The organism is Kitasatospora sp. NPDC058063 (assembly GCF_042885395.1).
In the GTDB taxonomy this organism is placed as follows: Bacteria; Actinomycetota; Actinomycetes; order Streptomycetales; family Streptomycetaceae; genus Kitasatospora; species Kitasatospora lactacystinica.
The window spans coordinates 91,385-110,070 of sequence record NZ_JBHVSD010000003.1; the positions used below are offsets into that span (position 1 = coordinate 91,385).

General features: G+C 73.7%; 18 protein-coding genes. 6 read left to right on the forward strand and 12 right to left on the reverse strand.

All coding sequences use genetic code 11. The features are described from left to right. Positions 1–76: 76 nt before the first annotated feature. The 3 genes from ACFVUY_RS07010 (at position 77) to ACFVUY_RS07020 (ending at position 3,443) form a co-directional block, all read left to right on the forward strand. Entirely contained in the window at positions 77–1,387 is a 1,311-nt protein-coding gene (locus ACFVUY_RS07010) for an extracellular solute-binding protein (protein WP_387688161.1), read from the forward strand. Between the two features lie 146 nt (positions 1,388–1,533). Next, on the forward strand, positions 1,534–2,511 hold the full coding sequence (locus tag ACFVUY_RS07015; RefSeq protein WP_359907564.1) for a sugar ABC transporter permease: 978 nt from the start codon (positions 1,534–1,536) through the stop codon (positions 2,509–2,511). Between the two features lie 41 nt (positions 2,512–2,552). Beyond that, complete coding sequence (locus tag ACFVUY_RS07020; RefSeq protein ID WP_387728214.1) at positions 2,553–3,443, forward strand: carbohydrate ABC transporter permease; 891 nt, start codon at positions 2,553–2,555, stop codon at positions 3,441–3,443. Between the two features lie 116 nt (positions 3,444–3,559). Here the strand turns inward: ACFVUY_RS07020 and ACFVUY_RS07025 are convergent, their stop codons facing one another. The 4 genes from ACFVUY_RS07025 to ACFVUY_RS07040 form a co-directional block, all read right to left on the reverse strand. Beyond that, positions 3,560–4,171, reverse strand: coding sequence for a hypothetical protein (locus ACFVUY_RS07025; protein WP_387727922.1), 612 nt, complete (start codon positions 4,169–4,171; stop codon positions 3,560–3,562). A 179-nt stretch (positions 4,172–4,350) separates the two neighbouring features. Further along, a complete protein-coding gene (locus ACFVUY_RS07030; protein WP_387727924.1) occupies positions 4,351–5,109 on the reverse strand; it encodes a VOC family protein in 759 nt (252 codons plus the stop codon). A 107-nt stretch (positions 5,110–5,216) separates the two neighbouring features. Further along, complete coding sequence (locus ACFVUY_RS07035; RefSeq protein WP_387727926.1) at positions 5,217–5,858, reverse strand: alpha-ketoglutarate-dependent dioxygenase AlkB; 642 nt, start codon at positions 5,856–5,858, stop codon at positions 5,217–5,219. 328 nt (positions 5,859–6,186) lie between these two features. Further along, a complete protein-coding gene (locus tag ACFVUY_RS07040) occupies positions 6,187–6,894 on the reverse strand; it encodes a DUF1062 domain-containing protein (protein WP_387727928.1) in 708 nt (235 codons plus the stop codon). Positions 6,895–7,602: 708 nt separating this feature from the next. On the opposite strand from ACFVUY_RS07040, the gene ACFVUY_RS07045 reads away from it, so the two are divergent. The 3 genes from ACFVUY_RS07045 to ACFVUY_RS07055 all read left to right on the forward strand — a co-directional run bounded on the left by ACFVUY_RS07045 (position 7,603) and on the right by ACFVUY_RS07055 (position 9,373). Further along, positions 7,603–8,040: a hypothetical protein gene (locus ACFVUY_RS07045; protein WP_387727930.1), complete on the forward strand. Its 438-nt coding sequence runs from the start codon at positions 7,603–7,605 to the stop codon at positions 8,038–8,040. Between the two features lie 102 nt (positions 8,041–8,142). Next, positions 8,143–8,760 carry a hypothetical protein gene (locus tag ACFVUY_RS07050; protein ID WP_387727932.1) on the forward strand — a complete coding sequence of 206 codons (618 nt, stop codon included), beginning with the start codon at positions 8,143–8,145 and terminating at the stop codon, positions 8,758–8,760. Positions 8,761–8,854: 94 nt separating this feature from the next. Beyond that, positions 8,855–9,373, forward strand: coding sequence for a universal stress protein (locus ACFVUY_RS07055; RefSeq protein WP_387727934.1), 519 nt, complete (start codon positions 8,855–8,857; stop codon positions 9,371–9,373). Positions 9,374–9,380: 7 nt separating this feature from the next. On the opposite strand, the gene ACFVUY_RS07060 is transcribed toward ACFVUY_RS07055, so the two are convergent. From ACFVUY_RS07060 to ACFVUY_RS07095, 8 genes are all read right to left on the reverse strand, one after another. Then, complete coding sequence (locus tag ACFVUY_RS07060; protein WP_387727936.1) at positions 9,381–11,057, reverse strand: amidohydrolase; 1,677 nt, start codon at positions 11,055–11,057, stop codon at positions 9,381–9,383. Beyond that, a complete protein-coding gene (locus ACFVUY_RS07065; protein ID WP_387727938.1) occupies positions 11,054–11,896 on the reverse strand; it encodes a PaaX family transcriptional regulator C-terminal domain-containing protein in 843 nt (280 codons plus the stop codon). The genes ACFVUY_RS07060 and ACFVUY_RS07065 overlap by 4 nt, the downstream gene beginning before the upstream one ends. A 92-nt stretch (positions 11,897–11,988) precedes the next feature. Then, positions 11,989–12,741, reverse strand: a complete 753-nt coding sequence (locus tag ACFVUY_RS07070; protein ID WP_387727940.1) for an Asp/Glu racemase — start codon at positions 12,739–12,741, stop codon at positions 11,989–11,991. Positions 12,742–12,773: 32 nt separating this feature from the next. Then, entirely contained in the window at positions 12,774–13,697 is a 924-nt protein-coding gene (locus ACFVUY_RS07075) for a fumarylacetoacetate hydrolase family protein (RefSeq protein ID WP_387727942.1), read from the reverse strand. A gap of 17 nt (positions 13,698–13,714) precedes the next feature. Continuing rightward, positions 13,715–14,854, reverse strand: coding sequence for a cupin domain-containing protein (locus ACFVUY_RS07080; RefSeq protein WP_387727944.1), 1,140 nt, complete (start codon positions 14,852–14,854; stop codon positions 13,715–13,717). After that, a complete protein-coding gene (locus tag ACFVUY_RS07085) occupies positions 14,851–15,822 on the reverse strand; it encodes a carbon-nitrogen hydrolase family protein (RefSeq protein WP_387727946.1) in 972 nt (323 codons plus the stop codon). The genes ACFVUY_RS07080 and ACFVUY_RS07085 overlap by 4 nt, the downstream gene beginning before the upstream one ends. A 9-nt stretch (positions 15,823–15,831) precedes the next feature. After that, entirely contained in the window at positions 15,832–18,207 is a 2,376-nt protein-coding gene (locus ACFVUY_RS07090) for an FAD-dependent monooxygenase (protein WP_387727948.1), read from the reverse strand. 88 nt (positions 18,208–18,295) lie between these two features. Next, positions 18,296–18,679: an acyl-CoA thioesterase gene (locus ACFVUY_RS07095; RefSeq protein ID WP_387728216.1), complete on the reverse strand. Its 384-nt coding sequence runs from the start codon at positions 18,677–18,679 to the stop codon at positions 18,296–18,298. Between the last annotated feature and the right edge of the window lie 7 nt (positions 18,680–18,686).

Here is an 18,686-nt window from a genome sequence, read left to right on the forward strand (position 1 = left end):
TCAGGGCCTGCTTCGACGTGCCCGTCCCCGGCGGCGGACGTCTCAGCGGCAGCTGTCGGGAGGGGAGGTCTCCACCATGCGACTCATCGGACGGACCGCCGCAGCCGCCGTGCTCGCCGCCGGCTGCCTGGCCGCCACCGCCTGTGCCCCCGGCACCGCCGCGCCGGCGAGCGACAAGGCCGCCGACGACCGGACCGGCACCGTGCAGGTCTGGCTGTACAACGAGGCAGGCAACGCGGCCAAGGAGGCCGTGATCTCCAAGGCCGTGGCCGAGTTCCAGGCCTCCCACCAGGGCGCCACCGTCAACGTCAGCTACATCGACACCGACGCCTCGGCCCGCGCCGCCAAGATGAAGGGCGCCTTCAACGACCCGAACAGCGCCCCCGACCTGGTCGAGTTCGGCAACACCGACCTGCCCGGCTACGTCGCCGCCGGCGGCCTCGCCGACATCACCGCCGACCTGGACAAGTGGCAGGACAAGGGCGACCTCGACCCGGCGATCGCCAAGACCGCCGTGGTGGACGGCAAGACCTACGGCCTGCCCTGGTGGGTCGGCGTGCGCGCGCTGTACTACCGCACCGACCTGTTCACCGAGGCCGGCCTCACCCCGCCGACCTCGTACGCCGAGCTGGTCGCGGCCAACCAGAAGATCCACGCCGCCCACCCGGACACCTTCGGCATCGCCGTCGGCGGCAAGTACACCTTCGCCGCGCTGCCCTTCGTCTGGGACGCGGGCGGCGATATCGCCGCCAAGGACGGCGCCGCGTTCAAGGCGGCGATCGCCTCGCCCGCCTCGCAGGCCGGGATCAAGCGCTACACCGACCTGTTCGGCGCGGACGGCTGCCCCGCCCAGCAGTGTGCGGACCTGACCGGTGGCAAGACCGTGGACCTGTTCGCGGCCGGCAAGTCGGCGATGGCGGTGCTGCTCAACTCCAACCGCAGCAAGGTGGACGCGGGCGCGGTCAAGGGCAAGTACGGCGTGGTGCCGCTGCCCGGCGAGAAGCCCGGCTCGATCGCCCCGGCCTTCGCCGGCGGCAACAACCTGGGCGTGATGAAGGCGGCCAAGCACCGCACGCTGGCCGTCGAGTTCGCCGAGCTGCTGGCGAGCCCCGCGTACCAGGAGCAGATGTACGACGCGATGGGCAACCTGCCGACGCTCAAGTCCGTCAGCGGCAAGGTGGCGGCGAAGGACGCGTTCCTGAAGCCCTTCACCGACACCATCGCGGCCGGCACCAGGTTCGTCCCGCTCGACCAGGCGTGGGCGCAGATCGACGCCCAGTCGGTGATCCCGACGATGCTCCAGCAGGTCGTCACCGGCAAGGCCGACGTGGCCAAGGCCTCGGCCGACGCCGCCGCGCAGATCTCCTCGGCCTTCGCCGCGCACTGACGGCCGGCCGCCGGCGGCGCACCGTCGCCGGCCCCGAGCCGCCGGCCCCGAGCCGCCGGCACCGCACCGCCGGCACCGCACCGTCGGCCACCGGCCGCGCACGGACGGCCCCCCTCCCGGTTCGTCTCAGAGAGCAGGTCCCGCACGTGTCCGTATCCACCTCGACCGCCCCGGCGCCGCCTTCCCCGCAGAGGCGCCGTGGGGGAAAGGCGCCGGCCGCACCCCCGGGCGGCCGGCGCCGGCGGCCCCCGCTGCTGCTGCTCCTGCCGGCCGCGGTCATCCTGATCCCGCTGGTCGCCTACCCGATCTACCAGCTGGGCCTGCTGTCCGTCCTCGACTTCGGGCAGGCCCAGGCCTCCGGCGGCGTCCCGACCTCCTTCGTCGGCTTCGGCAACTACACGAAGATCCTGGAGGACGAGCAGTTCTGGACGGTGCTGTTCCAGACCATCGGCTTCGCCGCGTTCTGCGTGGTCGCCACCCTGGCCGTCGGTGCCACTCTCGCGGTGCTGCTCACCAAGGTCGGCCGGTGGCCGCGGCTGGTGCTGACCACCGCCGCGATGGCCGCCTGGGCGGCGCCCGCGATGACCGGTTCGACGGTGTGGAGCTTCCTGTTCGACACCAACCTCGGTCTGGTCAACCACACCCTGGAGGGGCTCGGGCTCTCCGGCTTCCACGAGTTCAACTGGTTCTACGACAAGTGGACAGCGTTCCTGATCGTCGGCGCCGTGGTGGTGTGGCACTCCTACCCGTTCGTGATGGTCACCCTCTACGCGGGCATCCGGGCGATCCCGGAGGAGATCATGGAGGCGGCCGCCCTGGACGGCGCCAACACCTGGACGACCTTCCGCCGGATCACCGCGCCGATGCTGCGGCCGATCCTGACCATCGTGGTCATCCAGTCGGTGATCTGGGACTTCAAGGTATTCACCCAGATCTACGTGATGACCGAGGGCGGCGGCATCGCCGGCCAGAACCTGGTGCTCAACGTGTACGCGTACCAGAAGGCGTTCGCCTCCTCGCAGTACGGGCTGGGCGCGGCGATCGGCGTGATCATGCTGCTGATCCTGGTGATCCCGACGGTCCTGTACATCCGCACGCTGCGACGGACGGGGAACGAACTGTGAGCCCGGCGAACTCCTCCCCGGCCGCTGTGAAGCCGGCCGCCGTGAAGCCGGTCGGCAACGCCCGCGGCCGGAACCCCCGCGGTCGGAACGCCCGCGGCCGCTGGCGGCTGGTCGCCAACACCGGTGCGATCGTGCTGGCCGTGGTCACCGCGTTCCCGATCTTCTGGATGGTGCTCTCGGCCTTCAAGCCCAAGGGCGAGATCCAGTCCCTCGACCCCAGGCCGTGGACCGCCCACCCCACGCTGGAGAGCTTCCGGCAGGTGCTCAGCGTCGACGGATTCGGCCGCTACTTCGTGAACAGCCTGGTGGTCGCGCTGTCGGTGGTGGTGCTGTCGGCGATCGTGGTCTTCCTGGCGGCGGTGGCCGTGACCAGGTTCCGCTTCAAGTTCCGCACCACCATCATGGTGATGTTCCTGATCGCCCAGATGATCCCGGTCGAGGCGCTGACCATCCCGCTGTTCTTCATGTTCCGCGACGCCGGGCGGTTCGCCCCGGGCGTGGGGCTGAACACCCTGGCCTCGCTGGTCCTGGTGCAACTGGCGTTCTCGCTGCCGTTCGGGATCTGGATGATGCGCGGCTTCGTCGCGGCCGTCCCGGTCTCGATCGAGGAGGCGGCGCAGATCGACGGGGCCGGCCGGACCCGCATCCTGTGGCGGATCCTGCTGCCGCTGGTGGCGCCGGGACTCGCCGCGACCAGTGTGTTCTCCTTCATCGCGGCGTGGAACGACTTCGTCTTCGCCAAGACCTTCATCATCAGCGCCACCCAGAACCAGACGCTGCCCTCGGCGCTGCTGGTCTTCTTCAAGCCGGACGAGAACGACTGGGGCGGCATCATGGCGGCGTCCACGCTGATGACCGTGCCGGTGCTGATCTTCTTCATCGCGGTGCAGCGCAAGCTGGTCTCCGGACTGGCCGGCGCGGTGAAGGACTGACGTCCGCCGAGGCCGCGCACCCGGGAGTCCCGTCGTCGGCGGGACTCCCTCGGCCGTCCGGGCCCGGGAGGGGAGGGGAGGGGCAGAAGGCCGAGCGGCCGAGGAGGTCCGGCAGTTCAGGAGACGAAGCCGACGACGTCGGCACCCTTCCGGCGCTGCGCGAGCCGGAGCCAGCCGACGACCTCCGCGACGGCCTCGGCCACCTCGCGCTCCGGCGCCGGGGTGCGGCCCTCGCGCTCGGCCCGTTCGAACTGCTCCAGTGCCCTGCGGCAGTCCTCGGCCGGCCAGGTGCTGCAGGACGGCACGTCGCAGGAGGGCAGTTCGGCCGGAAGGCCGCCGCCGTACTGGAAGTCCGCGAGCGAGACGGCCGTGATCCCGTACGCCCTCAGGCCGTCGTCGACCACCTCCAGCCAGTTGCCCCGGAACGGTCCGAAGGAGTCGACCTCCAGCGGCTGCCCGACGAGCCAGCACAGCCGCCGGTACGCGTAGCCGTACTGGAAGGCATGGTCCGCGTCCGCGGAGAAGGGGCCGCCGTGCACCACGGCGCGCAGCGCCTCCAGGGCGGTCGGCGCGCCCAGCGCGATCTCGCCGGCGAAGTGCTCGTCGGACCTGTCCAGGGACGGGCCGAAGTATGCGAGGGCCTCGTCGAGCGCCCCGTCGTTGCCGCTGCCGACGCGGACACGGAGCTCCGCGGGGTCGACCAGGTACGCGCGCAGGAAGGAACTCATGGCAGCACGGTAGCGGTCGCAACGGACAGCGGGTTCGGCGGGTCGGTCGTCCTCGGACACCGGTGGGTGCGCCGAACGGTCTTGCCAGGAAGGCAACTTGACGAACGGGAGGCGGCGCTCCGGGCCCGTGTTCGGGTGCGCGGACGGGTGGATCGGTGGCCGGTTCGGCCGGGGCGGGCTCAGGCCGCCGCCGCGGAGTCCCGGGTCGGGACGGCGACCAGCACGAACTCCGCGCCGGCGTCGTCCCGGACCAGTGCGGTGCGGCCGAACGGTGCCGGCGCCGGACCGGTGACGACCGTGCCGCCGAGGGCGCGCAGCCGGTCGGCCGTGCGGTCGGTGTCCCCGGTCGCGAAGTGGACCAGCCAGCGCGCCTCCGCGCCCGGGCCGGCGGGGCCGATGCTGCAGGCGGGCAGGCCGGCCACCCGGGCGAGGGTGTATCCCTCCCGCGGCCGGTCGTAGCCGTAGCCGAGGACCCGGTGGTAGAAGGCCCGGGCGGCGTCGGGGTCGGGGGAGAGGTGCTCGTTCCAGGCGAGCGCGCCCGGCTCGTCGACCAGGCCGGCGCCGTCGATGGTGCCGGCCTGCCAGAGTCCGAAGCGGGCGCCGAGCGGGTCGACGGCGAGCGCGGCGCGGCCCTGCTCGGGCACCTCGTACGGCTCACGGGCGAGGCGGCCGCCGGCGCCCCGGACCGTGGCGAGGGTGCGCGACGGATCGGGGCAGGCGAGGAAGGTGGTCCAGGTGGCGGGCGGGTCGGTCGGCCGGGCCCGTTCGACGGCCGCGACCTGGGCGCCGTACCGGGTGGCCACCGCCTCGGCGGGGCCGGTCGGAACGAACTCCCAGTCGAACAGCGCGCCGTAGAAGGCCTCGGCCCGTGCGGTGTCCGGCGTGGCGAGAACGACCCAGCACGGCACCCCGGCACGGTAGTTGCCCGGTTTCGGCATGCGACCCTCCTGGCGGGCCCGGTGTCCGGCCTTCGCCGTTCGGCGTTCGTCGCCACCGGCCCCACCCGCCAGCCTCCGCGCCCGGCGGGTGCGCGGCAAGCGGGGGATCAGGACACTCCGTGCGGCCGGAACTGGATGCTGATCCGCGGGCCCACCGGGCGGGCAGTCTTGGGGATCGCGTGCTCCCAGGTGCGCTGGCAGGAGCCGCCCATCACGACCAGGTCCCCGTGCCCGAGCGGGTGGCGGACGACGGGCCCGCCGCCGGACCGGGGCCGCAGCGCCAGGGTGCGCGGCTCGCCGACGGAGAGGATCGCCACCATGGTGTCCTCGCGGGCGGCGCGCCCGATCCGGTCGCCGTGCCAGGCCACGCTGTCCCGGCCGTCCCGGTAGTAGCACAGGCCGAGGGTGCGGAACGGCTCGCCCAGCTCCTGGGCGTAGTGCCGGCTCAGCGCCGTCCGGGCCAGGCCGAGCACCGGGTGCGGCGGTTCGGCCTGCGCCGGGTAGGAGGCCAGCAGGCGCGGGACGTCGACCGTCCGTTCGTACATCTCGCGGCGCTCGGCCCGCCACGGCACGTCGGCGGCCAGTTGTTCGAACAGCTCGTCGGCTCCGTGCAGCCAGCCCGGGAGCAGGTCCAGCCAGGCGCCGTCGCCGAGCGGCTGCCGCCGCAGGCCGGTGAGCGGGCCGAGGCGGAGGCCGCCGCGGTCCGCGTCGTCGAACAGCGAGGGCTGGAGGTGGACGGTGCCGTGCATGGGGCCAGCGTACGCCTTGATTCGAACATGTGCTCGAATAACTGGAGGGCTTCGGACCGTGCCGCCGCCCTCGTCGGTCAGGTCGAACCGGACCCGCCCGTGCGGGTCGAGGTCCAGGTCCAACAGGGTCGGCGGATCGTAGGCCGTGGCGGCGCCGGAGGCGATCACGGTGCGGCCGTCGGGATCGGTGGCCGGCAGCCACCGTTGCGACACCCCGGACTGCGTCGTCGGAGGAGGCTGGACCCATCACGCGGGAGCCCGCCGCGCGGCTCACGAACGGCGAGTCCGTGAGCCGCGCGCGGGTACCGCCCCGTACCGAGCCGTCGTCCTACGCCCCGGACACCGCGTGCGACAGGCGCAGCGGCGCCTCGACGGCGTCGGCGGCGCCGAGTTCGCGCACCGCCTCCCGCCGCACCGCCTCCCGCCGCGACGCCGCGACCGGAGCCGCGAGCCGAGCCAGGGTCGCCGCCGGAGTGTGGACCGTCAGCTCGAAGTCGCGGCGCGTCTTGGCGTCCGGGGCGAGCGGCAGGTGGATGCGGCCGTCCGCGACCATCCGGCGGACCCGGCTGCGGCTGAGGCCGAGGCCGGACATGAGCAGGCGTTCGACCCGGACCGGGACCGGCAGCTCGAAGCTCACCAGCACCGTCAGCGGGGTCGGATCGTCGATCGCGTGGAGCGGCGTGCGTGCCTCCAGCTCCCAGGTGCCGCTCCAGTCGAGGCTGTAGCCGTTCTTGGCGGCGAGCGACGCACTCATCGTCAGTTCCCGCACCACGGCGAGGTCGTTGTTCTCGTACGCCTCCCTGCGGGCGGGTTCCAGCGACGACGTGTGGACGCGCTCGTGGACGGGCACCTTCGAGGTCCGGTCGCAGCCCGCGCAGCTGAGCAGCAGCCAGACGTCGAGGAGCTTGCCGTTGGCGTTGATACGGATCTTGCCCGAGGGCCGGTGCCGCGTGCTGGAGCAGTCCGGGCAGCTGCGGACGACGGTGGGCAGCGCGGACTGGCGCACGGCCCAGCGGGCCTTGCGTTCGGTATGCATGGTGGTCTGTTTCCTGGTTCAGCAGGAACGCGCGCAGGCCGGATCGGCTGGATCGGCCGGGGGCTCCTGGGATCTGACGAGTGCTCATGAGGGCGCGTGTCATCGCCTCGGGGCGGATGGCCGCATGGCGGGCATCCCGAGGTCGATCGCGCGACAGGTCGTGTCTCTCCGTGGCAACTCGCGACAGCGCGTGTCATCGCCTCGGGACATGGCCGCATGGCCGCATGGCGGCATGGCCGAGCGCCAAGGGCGGTCGATCGCGTGAGCGCGCGTGTCATCGACTCGGCGCGCGGCCGGTGGCCCGGCGCAGAGGTCGATCGCGTGAGGGTGAGTTGCTACGTGGCAGTCGTCAGCACAGGTACATGCCGCACATCGTGATCCGGGCCGCGCTCCCCCGCAATCGATTTTTTTCGGACCAACGCCGTCGGGCCGGCGCCGCCGGCTCCCCGTGCGAGCCGACGCCGAGCTCCGCGCAGGTCGCAGGGCGCCCTGGGTGACGACCGCCTCGACCGGTCACATGTGCCGGGCCCGCGGGGCCAGGGCGTGTCCCCGGGCGGCGGAGGAGGGCCGCTACGGCGATCGACGGTCGGTGGGGGCGTCCGATCGACGCAGCTTCGTCCGGCGGTGGCCGGAGACCGTTGTCAGGCGGTACGGGCGACCGGTAGACGGGAGGCTCCGAGCGCCGATCCTCCGAGTACCGGGAGTGCCGTGAACGCCCTGAGACTGCTTGCCGTGCCCGCCGCCGCCCTCGCCCTGACGCTGAGCGCCGCGACCGTCGCACCCGCCGCACCCGCCGCGTCCGTGCCCGCCGCGGCCCCCGACCCCGCGCCCGCCACCGTCACCATCTCCGGTGCGGACGGCGGGTCGACCGTCCAGGCGCACGTGGGGGACACCGTGCAGGTGGAGATCCTCGTGGCGCGCGACTACCCGGTGACCTGGTACTGGTACGCCCTGGGTACCTCGACGCCCGCCCTGCTCTCGCAGACGGCGGGCAGTGCCGAGGCCAACGGCGACTCCCGCGGGACCTTCTCGGTGACAGCCGCCGGGACGGGCGCCATCACCGCGATCGGCCGCTGCGTGCCGGACCGCGGCTCGATCTGCCCGCCGTGGGTCATCAACTGGAAGGTCACCGTCCAGATCTCCTGACCGGGCGCGGGGCGCACCGCCGCCCCGGGCGCCGGCGACGGTACCGGGGCGGCCGCCGGCCGGTCGAGCGGCCGGTTGCCCGCTCCCGTCTAGGCTTCCGACATGGCGATCAACGGCTTCGGGGTCACCGAGTTCCAGCTGGTGCTGCTGCGCCGGATGGCCGATTTCCAGCCCGGGCTGGTGGAGGGGGCGGTGCGGCGGCTCGGCGCCACCCGGGCCTCGATGCGGGAGGCCAACAAGCGCTGGCAGGCGATGGTCCGCGCGCCCGGCTTCCCGCGCGGTGCGGCCCGGTACGCGGCCGTGCTCGGGCCGGCCGGGGCGAGTGTGCCGCGTCGGATCGGGGATCTCGACTGCGTGGCGCGCCAGTGGGTGCTGCCGCTCTGGCCCGAGTTGCGCTTCGAGATCCTGCTCGGCCCGGCGGAGATCGGTGGGCCGCTGCTGAACGAGTGGCTGGTGCGGGCGGCGGGCTCCCCGGTGCCCGTGCTGCGCACGCCGGCCGATCTCGTGCCGTGGAGCTGCGTGGTGGGTGACGTCGGGGCCGCGTTCCCGTCCGCGGTGCCGCGCGAGGGCAGTGCGCCGACCAGGTTCCGGCTGGACTTCGCGATCCCGGATGCCGATGGACGGCTGTGCCCGTGGGAGGCCGACTTCACCTGGGGGTTGCTCCAGGAGGTCCGTCCGAGTGGTGGCCAGGGCATGGATATGCCGGGCGATGCAAGGTGATATTCAGTGAATGCCTTCGATTTGCAGGCCAAAAGAGGATGTGGCAATCTAATCGCAGACATTGAAGAGTTTTGGCATCGGAAAGTGAAGGATCATGTCGGACGGCGCCCGCGTCATCGTCGGAGTCAGCGGTTCACTGCACAGCCTGACCGCCCTGCACCGGGCGGCCGAGGAGGCCCGGGCTCGGGGGGCCGTCCTGGTGCCGGTGCTCGCCTGGACGCCGGTCGGCGGTGAGCGCAACTACCACGCCCGGCCCTGCCCGCCACTGCTGCGCGCCTGGCAGGAACTCGCCGAGGCGCGGATGGAGAGCGCGCTGGAGCAGGCCTTCGGCGGACTGCCGATCGGGGTGCCGGTGCAGCCGCTGGTCGTGCGCGGCGAGGTCGCGACGGTGCTGACCGGGCTGGCCGACCGCCCGGGAGACCTGCTGGTGGTCAGCACCGGCGAGCAGGGCGGCCTGCGGGTCAGGCTGCGCGGGCTGACGCGCCGCTCGATCGCCCGGCGCTGTGTGAACCGGGCCCGCTGCGGGGTGCTCGCCGTTCCGCCGTCCACGCTGCACGAGGATCTGCGCGCGCTGCACCGCGGCATCGACCTGCGGGAGCTCGCCGCGGCCTGACGATTCGTCAGGCGCGGTGCACGGTAAGGCCGTCGACCACCGTACGGGTGGGGCGCAGCTCGCGCAGCGCGTCCACCGGGCAGGCCGACGGATCCAGCGGATCGACCGGCCACACCGTGAGGTCGGCGAACGCCCCCGGCCGCAGGCTGCCGCGCACCGCGCTCTCGCCGGTCAGCCGGGCCGCGTTCACGGTGTGCAGCGCGACCGCCTCGGACCGGCCGATCGCGTGCTCCGGGCCGACCACCCCGGCCGTGGTGCCCCGGGTGGTCATGCCCCACACCGACAGCATCGCGCCGTACGGGCCGACCGGGAAGTCCGAGCCGCCGGTGATCAGCGCGCCCTCGTCCAGCCACTCGCGCAGCGGGAAGAGCGCGGCGGTGCGCTCCTCGCCCCAGGCCCGCTGCTGGGTGAGCGCGCCGTCGTGCAGCAGCGGGTGCTGGACCGTCACCGGGATGCCCAGCGCGATCGCCCGCGCCCGCTGCTCGGGGCGGGCCAGGCCGCCGTGCTCGACCACCAGGGTGCCCGGCGACAGGCCGGGGTGGCGCTCGACCACCTGCTCGAAGACGTCCAGCAGGACCCGCAGCCCGCGGTCGCCCCAGGCGTGCACACCGACCCGCCGGCCCCGCCCGACCACCCGCTCCACCGCCGCGAGCAGCTCGTCCGGCTCCCAGAGCAGCCGGCCGTGGTAGCAGGGCTGCCCCTGGTACGGCTCCTCCACCGCGCCCGCCTCGAAGCCGCCGTCGATCCCGAACTTGACGCCCCAGAGCCGCAGTCGGTCGTCGTCCCGGCCGGCCGCCCGCCAGTCGTCCATCCGGTCCAGCAGCGCGTCCACCTGGGCCGGCGTGCGGGCGGCGAAACCGGAGACCAGTGCGCGGACCCGGACGGCCAGGGCGCCCTCGGCCCGGGCGGCGTCCAGGACGTCGAGGTCCTCGGCCGGGACCAGGCAGTCGCGGACGGTGCCGATCCCGGTGGCGGCGAAGTCGGCGGAGGCGGCGCGCAGTCCCTCGATCCGCTCCGTGAGGGTCGGGCGCGGCAGCACCCGCTCGACCAGCTCGACCGCCCGGTCGATCAGCCGGCCGGTGAGCCGCCCGTGCTCGTCGCGCTCGATCACGCCGCCCGGCGGCGCCTCGATGGCGTCGGTGATCCCGGCCAGCCGCAGCGCGGCCGAGTTGAGCACCATGTTGTACGCGCCGCGGCGCACCAGCACCGGGTGTTCGGCGGTGGCTTTGTCCAACTCCCCGGTGGTGGGCATCCGTTGCTCGGCCAGCAGGATCTCCTGCCAGTTGACCGTGGTGCGGATCCACTCCCCGGCGGGGGTGCGGGCGGCGCGTTCGCGGATCAGGCCGAGGAATCCGGCGAGGTCGCGGGCCCGGTGGACGGGCACACCGTGGACGCTGTGTCCGGCCAGGACCAGGTGGGTGTGGGTGTCGTCGAAGGCGGGCAGCACGGTCGAGCCCGGGGCGTCCACCACCTCGGTGCCCGGGCCGATCAGGGCATCCAGTCCGTCGGGCGCGGCGGAGAGCGCGGTGATCCGGCCACCGGTGACGGCGACCGCCCGCCGGGGCGGCTCGCCGGGCACCAGGGTGTGCACGGCGGCGGCGCGGATCAGCAGGTCAGCGGGGGTGGGGCGGCCCGCCGGAACGGCGGAGGCGGGTCGGACCGCCGGATCGGTGGGGTCGGTCATTGCGGCTCCTGGGGGCGGGACAGTCCGGTGACCTTCTCGACGTACCGGAGGCTGGGCTCGGCGAGCAGTCCGTGCAACTCGGTGAACACCGCGCGCGCCGGTACCGCGTTCCAGTCGGCGGGCAGCAGCGGCGCGGGCAGCCCCGGATCCAGGTACGGCAGCCGGCGCCACCGGGTGAGCATCGGCACGTAGTCGCGGAAGGCGTCGGCCGGGTCGACCGGAGACCGTCCGCGCAGCTCCTCGGCGGCCGGGTGCCAGGCCTCGGAGAAGGCCCCGTACTGCGCCTCGATCGCCGGGAGGTCCCACCAACTCGCCACTGCCGTAGGGAGATCGGCGAAGCCGGCGTACTCGGCGGAGAGGAACAGATGGACGTAGGCGCTCAGCCCGAGCCGGTCCAGCAGCCGACGGGCGTCCGGCAGCAGCCGGGCCGGTGCCAGCCAGACCCCGGGGGCGGCGTTGCCGAAGCCCAGCCAGCTCAGCCGGGAGCGCAGCTGGTGGCGGTGGGCGCGGGCGGACTCGGGTACCGAGAAGACCGCCACCACCCAGCCGTCGGCGAGTTCGGCCGGCTCCAGGCTGTGGAAGATCCGCCGGTCGCCCTCCTCGAAGACCGGCTCCATCGCGAGCGCGAGCCGGTACCCCGTGCCGGCGCGCCGCTCCTGGAGCAGGGTGCCGGCCTTCTTCAACCGCGAGATCGCCGAGCGGACGGCCGGGCCGTCGACGTCCAGCTCGGCCAGCAGCGCGATCAGGTCGGCGATGGATATCCAGCCGCCGAGGCGGCGGACGAACTCGCCGTAGACGGTGTGGATCAGGGAGCTCGGCCGGGACGTGTTCTCGGACATGCGCGGGCCCTCCTCCCCGGTGGTGGTGGCGATCATAACGAGAGTGCCGGTCCGAGGGCGTGCAATCCTGCGTTCCCAAGGCGCCCGGGAGGCTACGCGTAGGCACCGGAGAGCAGGTGTCCGGCGCCGGGCGCGAAGGCGGGCAGGCCGAGGGCCCGCAGGAGCTGGTGGGTGGTGCAGACGGCAGCCGAGACCACCGGCTTGCCCAACTGCTGCTCGGCCTCCTCGACCGCGGACAGCGAGGGCATTTGCACGCAGGCCGAGAGCACCACCGCGTCCGCCTCGGCGTGGGCGAGACCGCGGGCGATGGCGGGCAGCAGGGCCGGGTCGTGGGCGGCGACGTCGAGGTTGTCGGCGATCTCCAGGGCGGCGTGGTCGAGCACCTCGATGCCCTCGGCGGCGAGGTACTCGACCACCGTCCGGGCCAGCGGTCGCAGGTACGGGGTGACCATGGCGACCTTCGCGGCCCCGAGTTCGTGCAGCCCGGCGACGAGCGCGCCGGCGCTGGTGACCACGGGCGCGGGGGCGCCGTTCTGGACGGTGCGCAGGTGCAGCCGCCGTTCGGCCTGCCGGTGGTAGCCGGGGCCGGTCGCCATCACGGCGACCAGGCAGGCGTAGCCGATCACGTCCACCCGGGCGTCCGACAGCTCGGCGGCGCAGCGGTCGGACTCGGCGTCCATGGCGCGCAGTTGTTCGGGGGTGACCCTGGTCATCCGCATCCGGCTGGAGTGGAAGGTGAACCGCTCGGGGGCGACGGCCTCGCGGGCCCGCAGCAGGGCGGGGACCTCGGTCTCCATGGTGACGTTGGAGCTCGGGACGATCTGGCCGATCCGGTGGGTGGTCATCGGGTGGACGGTCCTTTCCGGTCCGGGGCGGGTCAGCGGGCGTCGATCACCGGGTTGGCGAGCGTGCCGATCCGCTCGATGGTGGCCTCGACCAGGTCGCCGGGCTGGAGGAACTGCGGCGGCACCATCCCGGCGCCGACGCCGGAGGGGGAACCGGTGGAGATCACGTCGCCCGGTTCCAGGGTGACGCCGGAGGAGATGTCGGCGATCAGCCGGGCGACGCCGAACAGCATGTGGCGGGTGTTGGAGTCCTGCCGCAGCTCGCCGTTGACCTTGAGCGAGAGGTCGAGCCGCTGCGGGTCGGGGATCTCGTCGGCGGTCACCACGACCGGGCCGAACGGCGCGTAGCTGTCCTGGCCCTTGGAGAAGAACCACTGGCCGGAGCGGCGCTGGTCCCGGGCACTGATGTCGTTGACGATGCTGTAGCCGAACACGTGCCGCAGCGCGTCCGCCTCGGCCACCCGGAAGGCCGGTGCGCCGATCACCACGGCGAGTTCGCACTCCCAGTCGAGCTGCTTGGTGAGGTCGGCGTTGTGCAGGATCGGGCCGCCCGGGCCGGTGACGGCGGTCGAGGGCTTGCCGAACAGCACCGGCCGGTCGGGCAGTTCGCGGTCGGTGTCCAGGGTGCGGTGCGACTCGGCCACGTGCTCCACGTAGTTGAGGCCGACGCCGACGATCTTGCCGGGGCGCAGCGGCGCGCACAGCGAGACCTCGGCGAGCGGCCGGCCGGCCGGGGCCCCGGCCAGCAGGTCGCGGACGGTGGCCAGGGCCGGTTCTCCGGCGCGGATCAACCCGAGGAGGTCGGGGGGCAGTCGGACCCCGGCGGCGGTGGCGAGGGCGGTCAGGTCGACGACCCGGTCGCCGTCGATCCGGGCGCCGAGGCGCGGGGTGTCGTCATGGCCGTCGTCCCCGGCGCGGCCGGCGTCGTCGTGGGTGTGGAAGGTCAGCAGGTGCATGGTGGTGGGGCTCCTGGTCAGGCGGTGGTGACGGTGGGCTGCTGCCCGTCCGGGTGGGCCTCCTCGCGGTGGAGGCCGAGCGCGTGCATCACCGGGAAGTCGTTGAAGGAGAACAGGCAGGCGTCCTCGCTCCGGTCGAGGTTCTCGTGCTCGTGCCACGCCCAGGACGGGACGACGAAGATGTCGCCCTGCTGCCATGCGAAGCGCTGTCCGGCGATCACCGAGGCGCCGCGTCCCTTGGCCGCGGTGTACACCACCGAGCCGGTGTGCCGGTGGGCGCGGGTGGCCTGGCCCGGGCGCAGCAGTTGCAGGTGGGCGGACATGGTCGGCATCACCGGGCCGCCGGTGACCGGGTTGGTGTACTCCATGATCACGCCGTCGTAGGGCGATCCCTCGGTGGCGCGGGCGAGCCGGCGCAGCGCGTGGTAGCTGGGCTCCCAGGGCCAGCCGAGCAGCGGGGAGTACGGCCGGGTCCACTTCTCGGCGCCGTACGGCAGCAGGTTGCCGCCGTAGCTGAGCAGCGAGGAGCCGGTGACCGGCCCCGGTCGCTGGTGCAGCTCCGGGTGGACCTCGTAGAAGTTGGCGTCGAGGGTGTTGACCAGCGGGATGTCCAGGCCGTCCTGCCAGATCACCGGGGCGTCGTCGGCCTCGTTGCCGTGCTCGTGCCAGGTGTTGTTCGGGGTGATCGCGAAGTCGCGCGGGCCGACCTTCAGCTTCTGTCCGTCCACGACGGTCCAGGCGCCGGTGCCCTCGTGGACGAAGCGCAGCGCGGAGGCCTGGTGGCGGTGCGCCGTCATCGCCTCGCCGGGCCCCATGATCTGCAGGCCGGTGTACAACAGGCCGACGGCGGCGCTCAGTTCGCGGCGGCCGGGGTTCACCAGCATCACCACCCGGCGGCCGGCGTCGTCGGCCTTCACCAGCGGCAGCGCCTTGCGCACCAGCGGGCGGAGGTCGGCGTAGCGCCAGAGCACCGGGACGGACCTCGGCTGCGGGTACCAGGGTTCGATCTCGTTCGCGACCGTCCACAGGGCGCCCGCCTCGTGCTCGGCCAACTCCTTGTAGTAGGTCAGCAGTTCGGGGCTGTCGGTGACCCGGGCCCGGCCGATCCGGTCGTCGTCGTGAGCGTGGTGGCCGGGGGTGGTCTCGGGGCTGGTCATGCCTCCTCCTCGGGGAGCGTCAGCGGCCGCAGCGGGCGGTTGTCCACGTGCAGCCGGAAGACGTCGAAGCGGTTGTAGTGCCCGACGATGTCGTGCATCTGCTTGGGCTGGATGCAGCGGCCGAGGTCGATCTCGGCGTAGACGATGCCCTCCTCGTCCACCAGCGGTTCGGTGACGGGGCGGCCGTCCGGGCCGAAGATCCCGGACAGGGCGCTGTGCGGGCGGGCGAGCTGCTTGCGGACCTGCGGGTCGTCGCCGGCGATCAGGTCCACCATCCCGGGCGAGAGGGTGGAACAGGAGACGACGGAGAACACCTTGCCCTCGAAGCAGTGCGCGGCGGTGCGCAGCGCGATCGAGTCCGCCATGTCGTAGTCCTCCGGGCCCACCGGCAGCGCGATGTAGCAGGCGGCGTGGACCAGTTCGCCCTGGGCCAGCAGGGTGAAGCGGGCCAGCGGATTGGTGTTCTCGCCGCAGGCCAGCGCGCCGAGCGGGCCGACGGCGGTGGGGTGCACCGTGAGGGTGCTCCCGTCGCCCTGGCCCCAGGTCAGTTTTTCGGCCCAGGTCGGCATCAACTTGCGGTGGACGCTAAGGAGTTCGCCGTCCGCGTCGATGATCAGCAGGGTGTTGTACAACAGTCCGAGGCCGGGCCCGCCGCGTTCGTTGATCCCGATCACCAGCACCACGCCGGCCTGCCGGGCGGCGGCCCGCAGGGTGTCGACGTACGGGCCGGGGACGTCGACGGCGGCCCGGTACAGGCGCTCGAACCAGGGCGAGCCCTGCACCGGATTCATCGTCCAGTTCCAGTACGGGTAGCCGGGCACGAAGACCTCGGGGAAGACCACCAGTTCGGCGCCGTGCCCGGCCGCCTCGTGGATCAGCGCGACGGCCTTGTCGACGGTGGCGGCCGGGTCCAGGTAGACCGGGGCGGCCTGGACGGCGGCGGCGGTGAAGCGGGGCAGGTGGGGCATGGCTCCTCGTCACTCCTCGGCGGTGTCGGAAGGAAGGGGCGGTGACCAGCGGCGGTGGACGGGTGCGGGCGGCTCGCGCAGTAGGTGCAGGCGCGGGGCGACCCGGTCGGCGTTCGGGCCCGGCGGCCTGCGGCTGCCCGCCGCCCACGGCCGGGGCCAGCGGGCGCCCGGCCCGGTGTGGCCCCGCTCGGCGGCGGCGTGCAGGGTCCAGAGCGGGTCGTACAGCTGGGCGCGGCCGACCGCGACCAGGTCGGCCCGCCCGGCCAGCAGCACGGAGTCGGCGTCGTCGAACCCGGAGATCGCGCCGACCGCGATGGTCGGCAGGCCGGTGGCGGCGCGGACCAGCTCGGCGAAGGGCGTCTGGTAGCCGCGCCCGTACGGCGGCCGCTGGTGCGCCACCACCTCGCCGGTGGAGACGTCCAGCGCGTCCGCCCCGGCCCCGGCGAGCGCGCGGCAGATCGCCACCGCCTCCTCCTCGGTGGTGCCGCCGGGCGCCCAGTCGCTCGCCGAGATCCGCACCAGCAGCGGGCGGCCGGCCGGCCAGACGGCCCGTACCGCCGTCAGTACCTCCAGGGGCAGCCGCAGCCGGTGGGCCAGCGGGCCGCCGTAGCGGTCGGTGCGGCGGTTGGTGAGCGGGGAGAGGAAGGAGGAGAGCAGGTGGCCGTGGCCGAACTGGAGCTCCAGCACGTCGAAGCCGGCCCGGGCGGCCCGCTCGGCGGAGGCTGCGAAGTCCGCGGTGACGGCGTCCAGTTGGATGTCGTTCGCCTCGTGCGGAACGGGGCTGTCGGCGTCCCAGGGAAGGGCCGAGGGGGCGATCAGCGGCCAGCCTTCGGTGAGCGGGCGGCCGATGCCGTCCGGCCCGGGGGCGGTGGTCGCGCCCCGGCGGCCGGCGTGGGTCAGCTGGATGCCGAGCGGGGTGTCGCTCACCGCTCTGACAGCGCCGACGAGTCGGTGCCAGGCGGCCTCCTGGTGATCGGTCCACAGGCCCGGGCAGCGGTCGGTGGCCCGGCCCTCGGGGCCGACCGCGGTCATCCCGGCGAGCACCAGCCCCGCGCCGCCGAGCGCGTGCCCGGTCAGCTGGGCCCGGTCGAAGCCGCTGGGCAGCGCGTCGGGGGAGGTGAAGGTGGCGAGCGGCGGCACCACGACACGGTTGCGCAGCTCAAGTGCGCCCAGCTTCAGCGGCCGGAACATCGGCGGCACCCCGGGAGAGCCGCCGAAGGCGGTGTCCACGGCGTCCACGAAGGCGGGGTCGCGGGCCCGCAGATTGCCGTAAGTGACCCGCCGGCTGCGGGTGAGCAGGTTGAAGGCGAACCGGTCGGCGTCCTGCCCGGTCCGCCGCCCGATGGTCTCGAACCACTCCAGACTCGCCTGCGCGGCACGCTGGGTGGACTCCACCACCGGGCGCCGCTCGGCCTCGTAACCGGCCAACGCCTCGTCCAGGGTGGGCTGTTCGCTCAGCGCGGCGGCCAGGGCGAGGGCGTCCTCCAGGGCGAGCTTGGTGCCCGAGCCGATCGAGAAGTGCGCGGAGTGCGCGGCGTCGCCGAGCAGGACCACGTTGCGGTGGCGCCAGCTCGCGTTGCGCACCGTGGTGAAGCGGATCCAGCGGGAGGCGTTGGGGATCAGCCGGTGGCCGTCCAGGTGCCCGGCTAGCAGCTCCGCGCAGCGACGCACGCTCGCCAGATCGCTCTCGCCGCGCGCCGGTTCCCGTGCGGCGAGGGCCTCGAAGCCCGCGCGGCGCCAGGCGTCCGCGGCCGCCTCGACGATGAAGGTCGAGCGGGTGGCGCTGTACGGGTAGGCGTGCACCTGGAGGACGCCGAAGTCGAACCGCTCGACGATGAAGGTGAAGGCCTCGAAGACCTTGTCCGTGGCGAGCCACATGTAGCGGCAGTGGCGCTCGTCCAGATCGGGACGGAAGCTCTCCGGGAAGGCGGCCCGGGTGCCGGAGCGGATGCCGTCGGCGGCCACCACCAGGTCGTACTCGGCGGCCAGCCGGTCCACGGGCGGGGCGGGGGTCCGGTAGCGCACGTCCACCGCCAGCTCGGCGCAGCGCCGTTGCAGGACGGCGCGCAGCCGGTTGCGGTCCAGGGCGGCGAAGCCGTGGCCGCCGCTGGTGCGCACCTCGCCCGCGAAGCGGATGTCGATGTCGCTCCAGCGGGCGAACTCGGCGCTGATCGCGGCGAAGACGTGCGGGTCGGCGTTCGCGATGCCGTCCAGGGTCTCGTCGGAGAAGACCACGCCGAAGCCGAACTCGTCGTCCCGGCCGTTCCGTTCGAAGACGGTGAGCTCCCGGTCGGGCGCCAGCTGCTTGGCCAGGGCGGCGAAGTAGAGCCCGCCGGGGCCGCCGCCGATCACGGCGATCCGGGTACGGTCCCGTGCGGTGCTCATGCGGCCGCCTCGGGGGCGGTGATCGCCCCGGGACCGACGGACGGTCCGGGGTCGACGGCCGCCCCGGCGCCGGCGGCCGTCCCGGGGCTCATGCGGCCACCTCCGGGCGCTGCGGCCCGGCCTCCGCCAGCGTGCGGCGGACCTGTGAGGGCCACGGCTCGGCGCCCCCGTCGTGCGGTCCGGAGTGCACCACCGACATCCGCCCCTTCGCGGCCAGCCCGTGCGGGCCGTGCACCTCGAAGGCGTAGTGCAGCGAGGAGCCGCCGACCCGGACCACCCGCAGCTCGGTGCGGACCAGGTCGCCGAACCAGAGCCGTTCGCGGTAGTCGGCCTCGAAGTGCACCCGGGGGATCCGCCCGAACAGGTCGGCCAGTCCGAGCCTGCGCAGCAGGGCCGCCTCCGCCGCCTCGGCCCAGCGCTGCACGGCGGAGAAGTGGTAGTGCCCGGCGGCGTCGGTGTCGAACCACTCCACCCGGCGC

Coding starts and splice junctions, on each gene's coding strand:
- ACFVUY_RS07010 (WP_387688161.1), top strand. CDS start 77: ATGCGACTCATCGGACGGACCGCCGCAGCCGCCGTGCTCGCCGCCGGC.
- ACFVUY_RS07090 (WP_387727948.1), bottom strand. CDS start 18,207: ATGAGCACCGCACGGGACCGTACCCGGATCGCCGTGATCGGCGGCGGC.
- ACFVUY_RS07030 (WP_387727924.1), bottom strand. CDS start 5,109: ATGCCGAAACCGGGCAACTACCGTGCCGGGGTGCCGTGCTGGGTCGTT.
- ACFVUY_RS07060 (WP_387727936.1), bottom strand. CDS start 11,057: ATGACCGACCCCACCGATCCGGCGGTCCGACCCGCCTCCGCCGTTCCG.
- ACFVUY_RS07035 (WP_387727926.1), bottom strand. CDS start 5,858: ATGCACGGCACCGTCCACCTCCAGCCCTCGCTGTTCGACGACGCGGAC.
- ACFVUY_RS07085 (WP_387727946.1), bottom strand. CDS start 15,822: ATGCCCCACCTGCCCCGCTTCACCGCCGCCGCCGTCCAGGCCGCCCCG.
- ACFVUY_RS07070 (WP_387727940.1), bottom strand. CDS start 12,741: ATGACCACCCACCGGATCGGCCAGATCGTCCCGAGCTCCAACGTCACC.
- ACFVUY_RS07055 (WP_387727934.1), top strand. CDS start 8,855: ATGTCGGACGGCGCCCGCGTCATCGTCGGAGTCAGCGGTTCACTGCAC.
- ACFVUY_RS07040 (WP_387727928.1), bottom strand. CDS start 6,894: ATGCATACCGAACGCAAGGCCCGCTGGGCCGTGCGCCAGTCCGCGCTG.
- ACFVUY_RS07080 (WP_387727944.1), bottom strand. CDS start 14,854: ATGACCAGCCCCGAGACCACCCCCGGCCACCACGCTCACGACGACGAC.
- ACFVUY_RS07025 (WP_387727922.1), bottom strand. CDS start 4,171: ATGAGTTCCTTCCTGCGCGCGTACCTGGTCGACCCCGCGGAGCTCCGT.
- ACFVUY_RS07075 (WP_387727942.1), bottom strand. CDS start 13,697: ATGCACCTGCTGACCTTCCACACCCACGACGACGCCGGCCGCGCCGGG.
- ACFVUY_RS07065 (WP_387727938.1), bottom strand. CDS start 11,896: ATGTCCGAGAACACGTCCCGGCCGAGCTCCCTGATCCACACCGTCTAC.
- ACFVUY_RS07050 (WP_387727932.1), top strand. CDS start 8,143: ATGGCGATCAACGGCTTCGGGGTCACCGAGTTCCAGCTGGTGCTGCTG.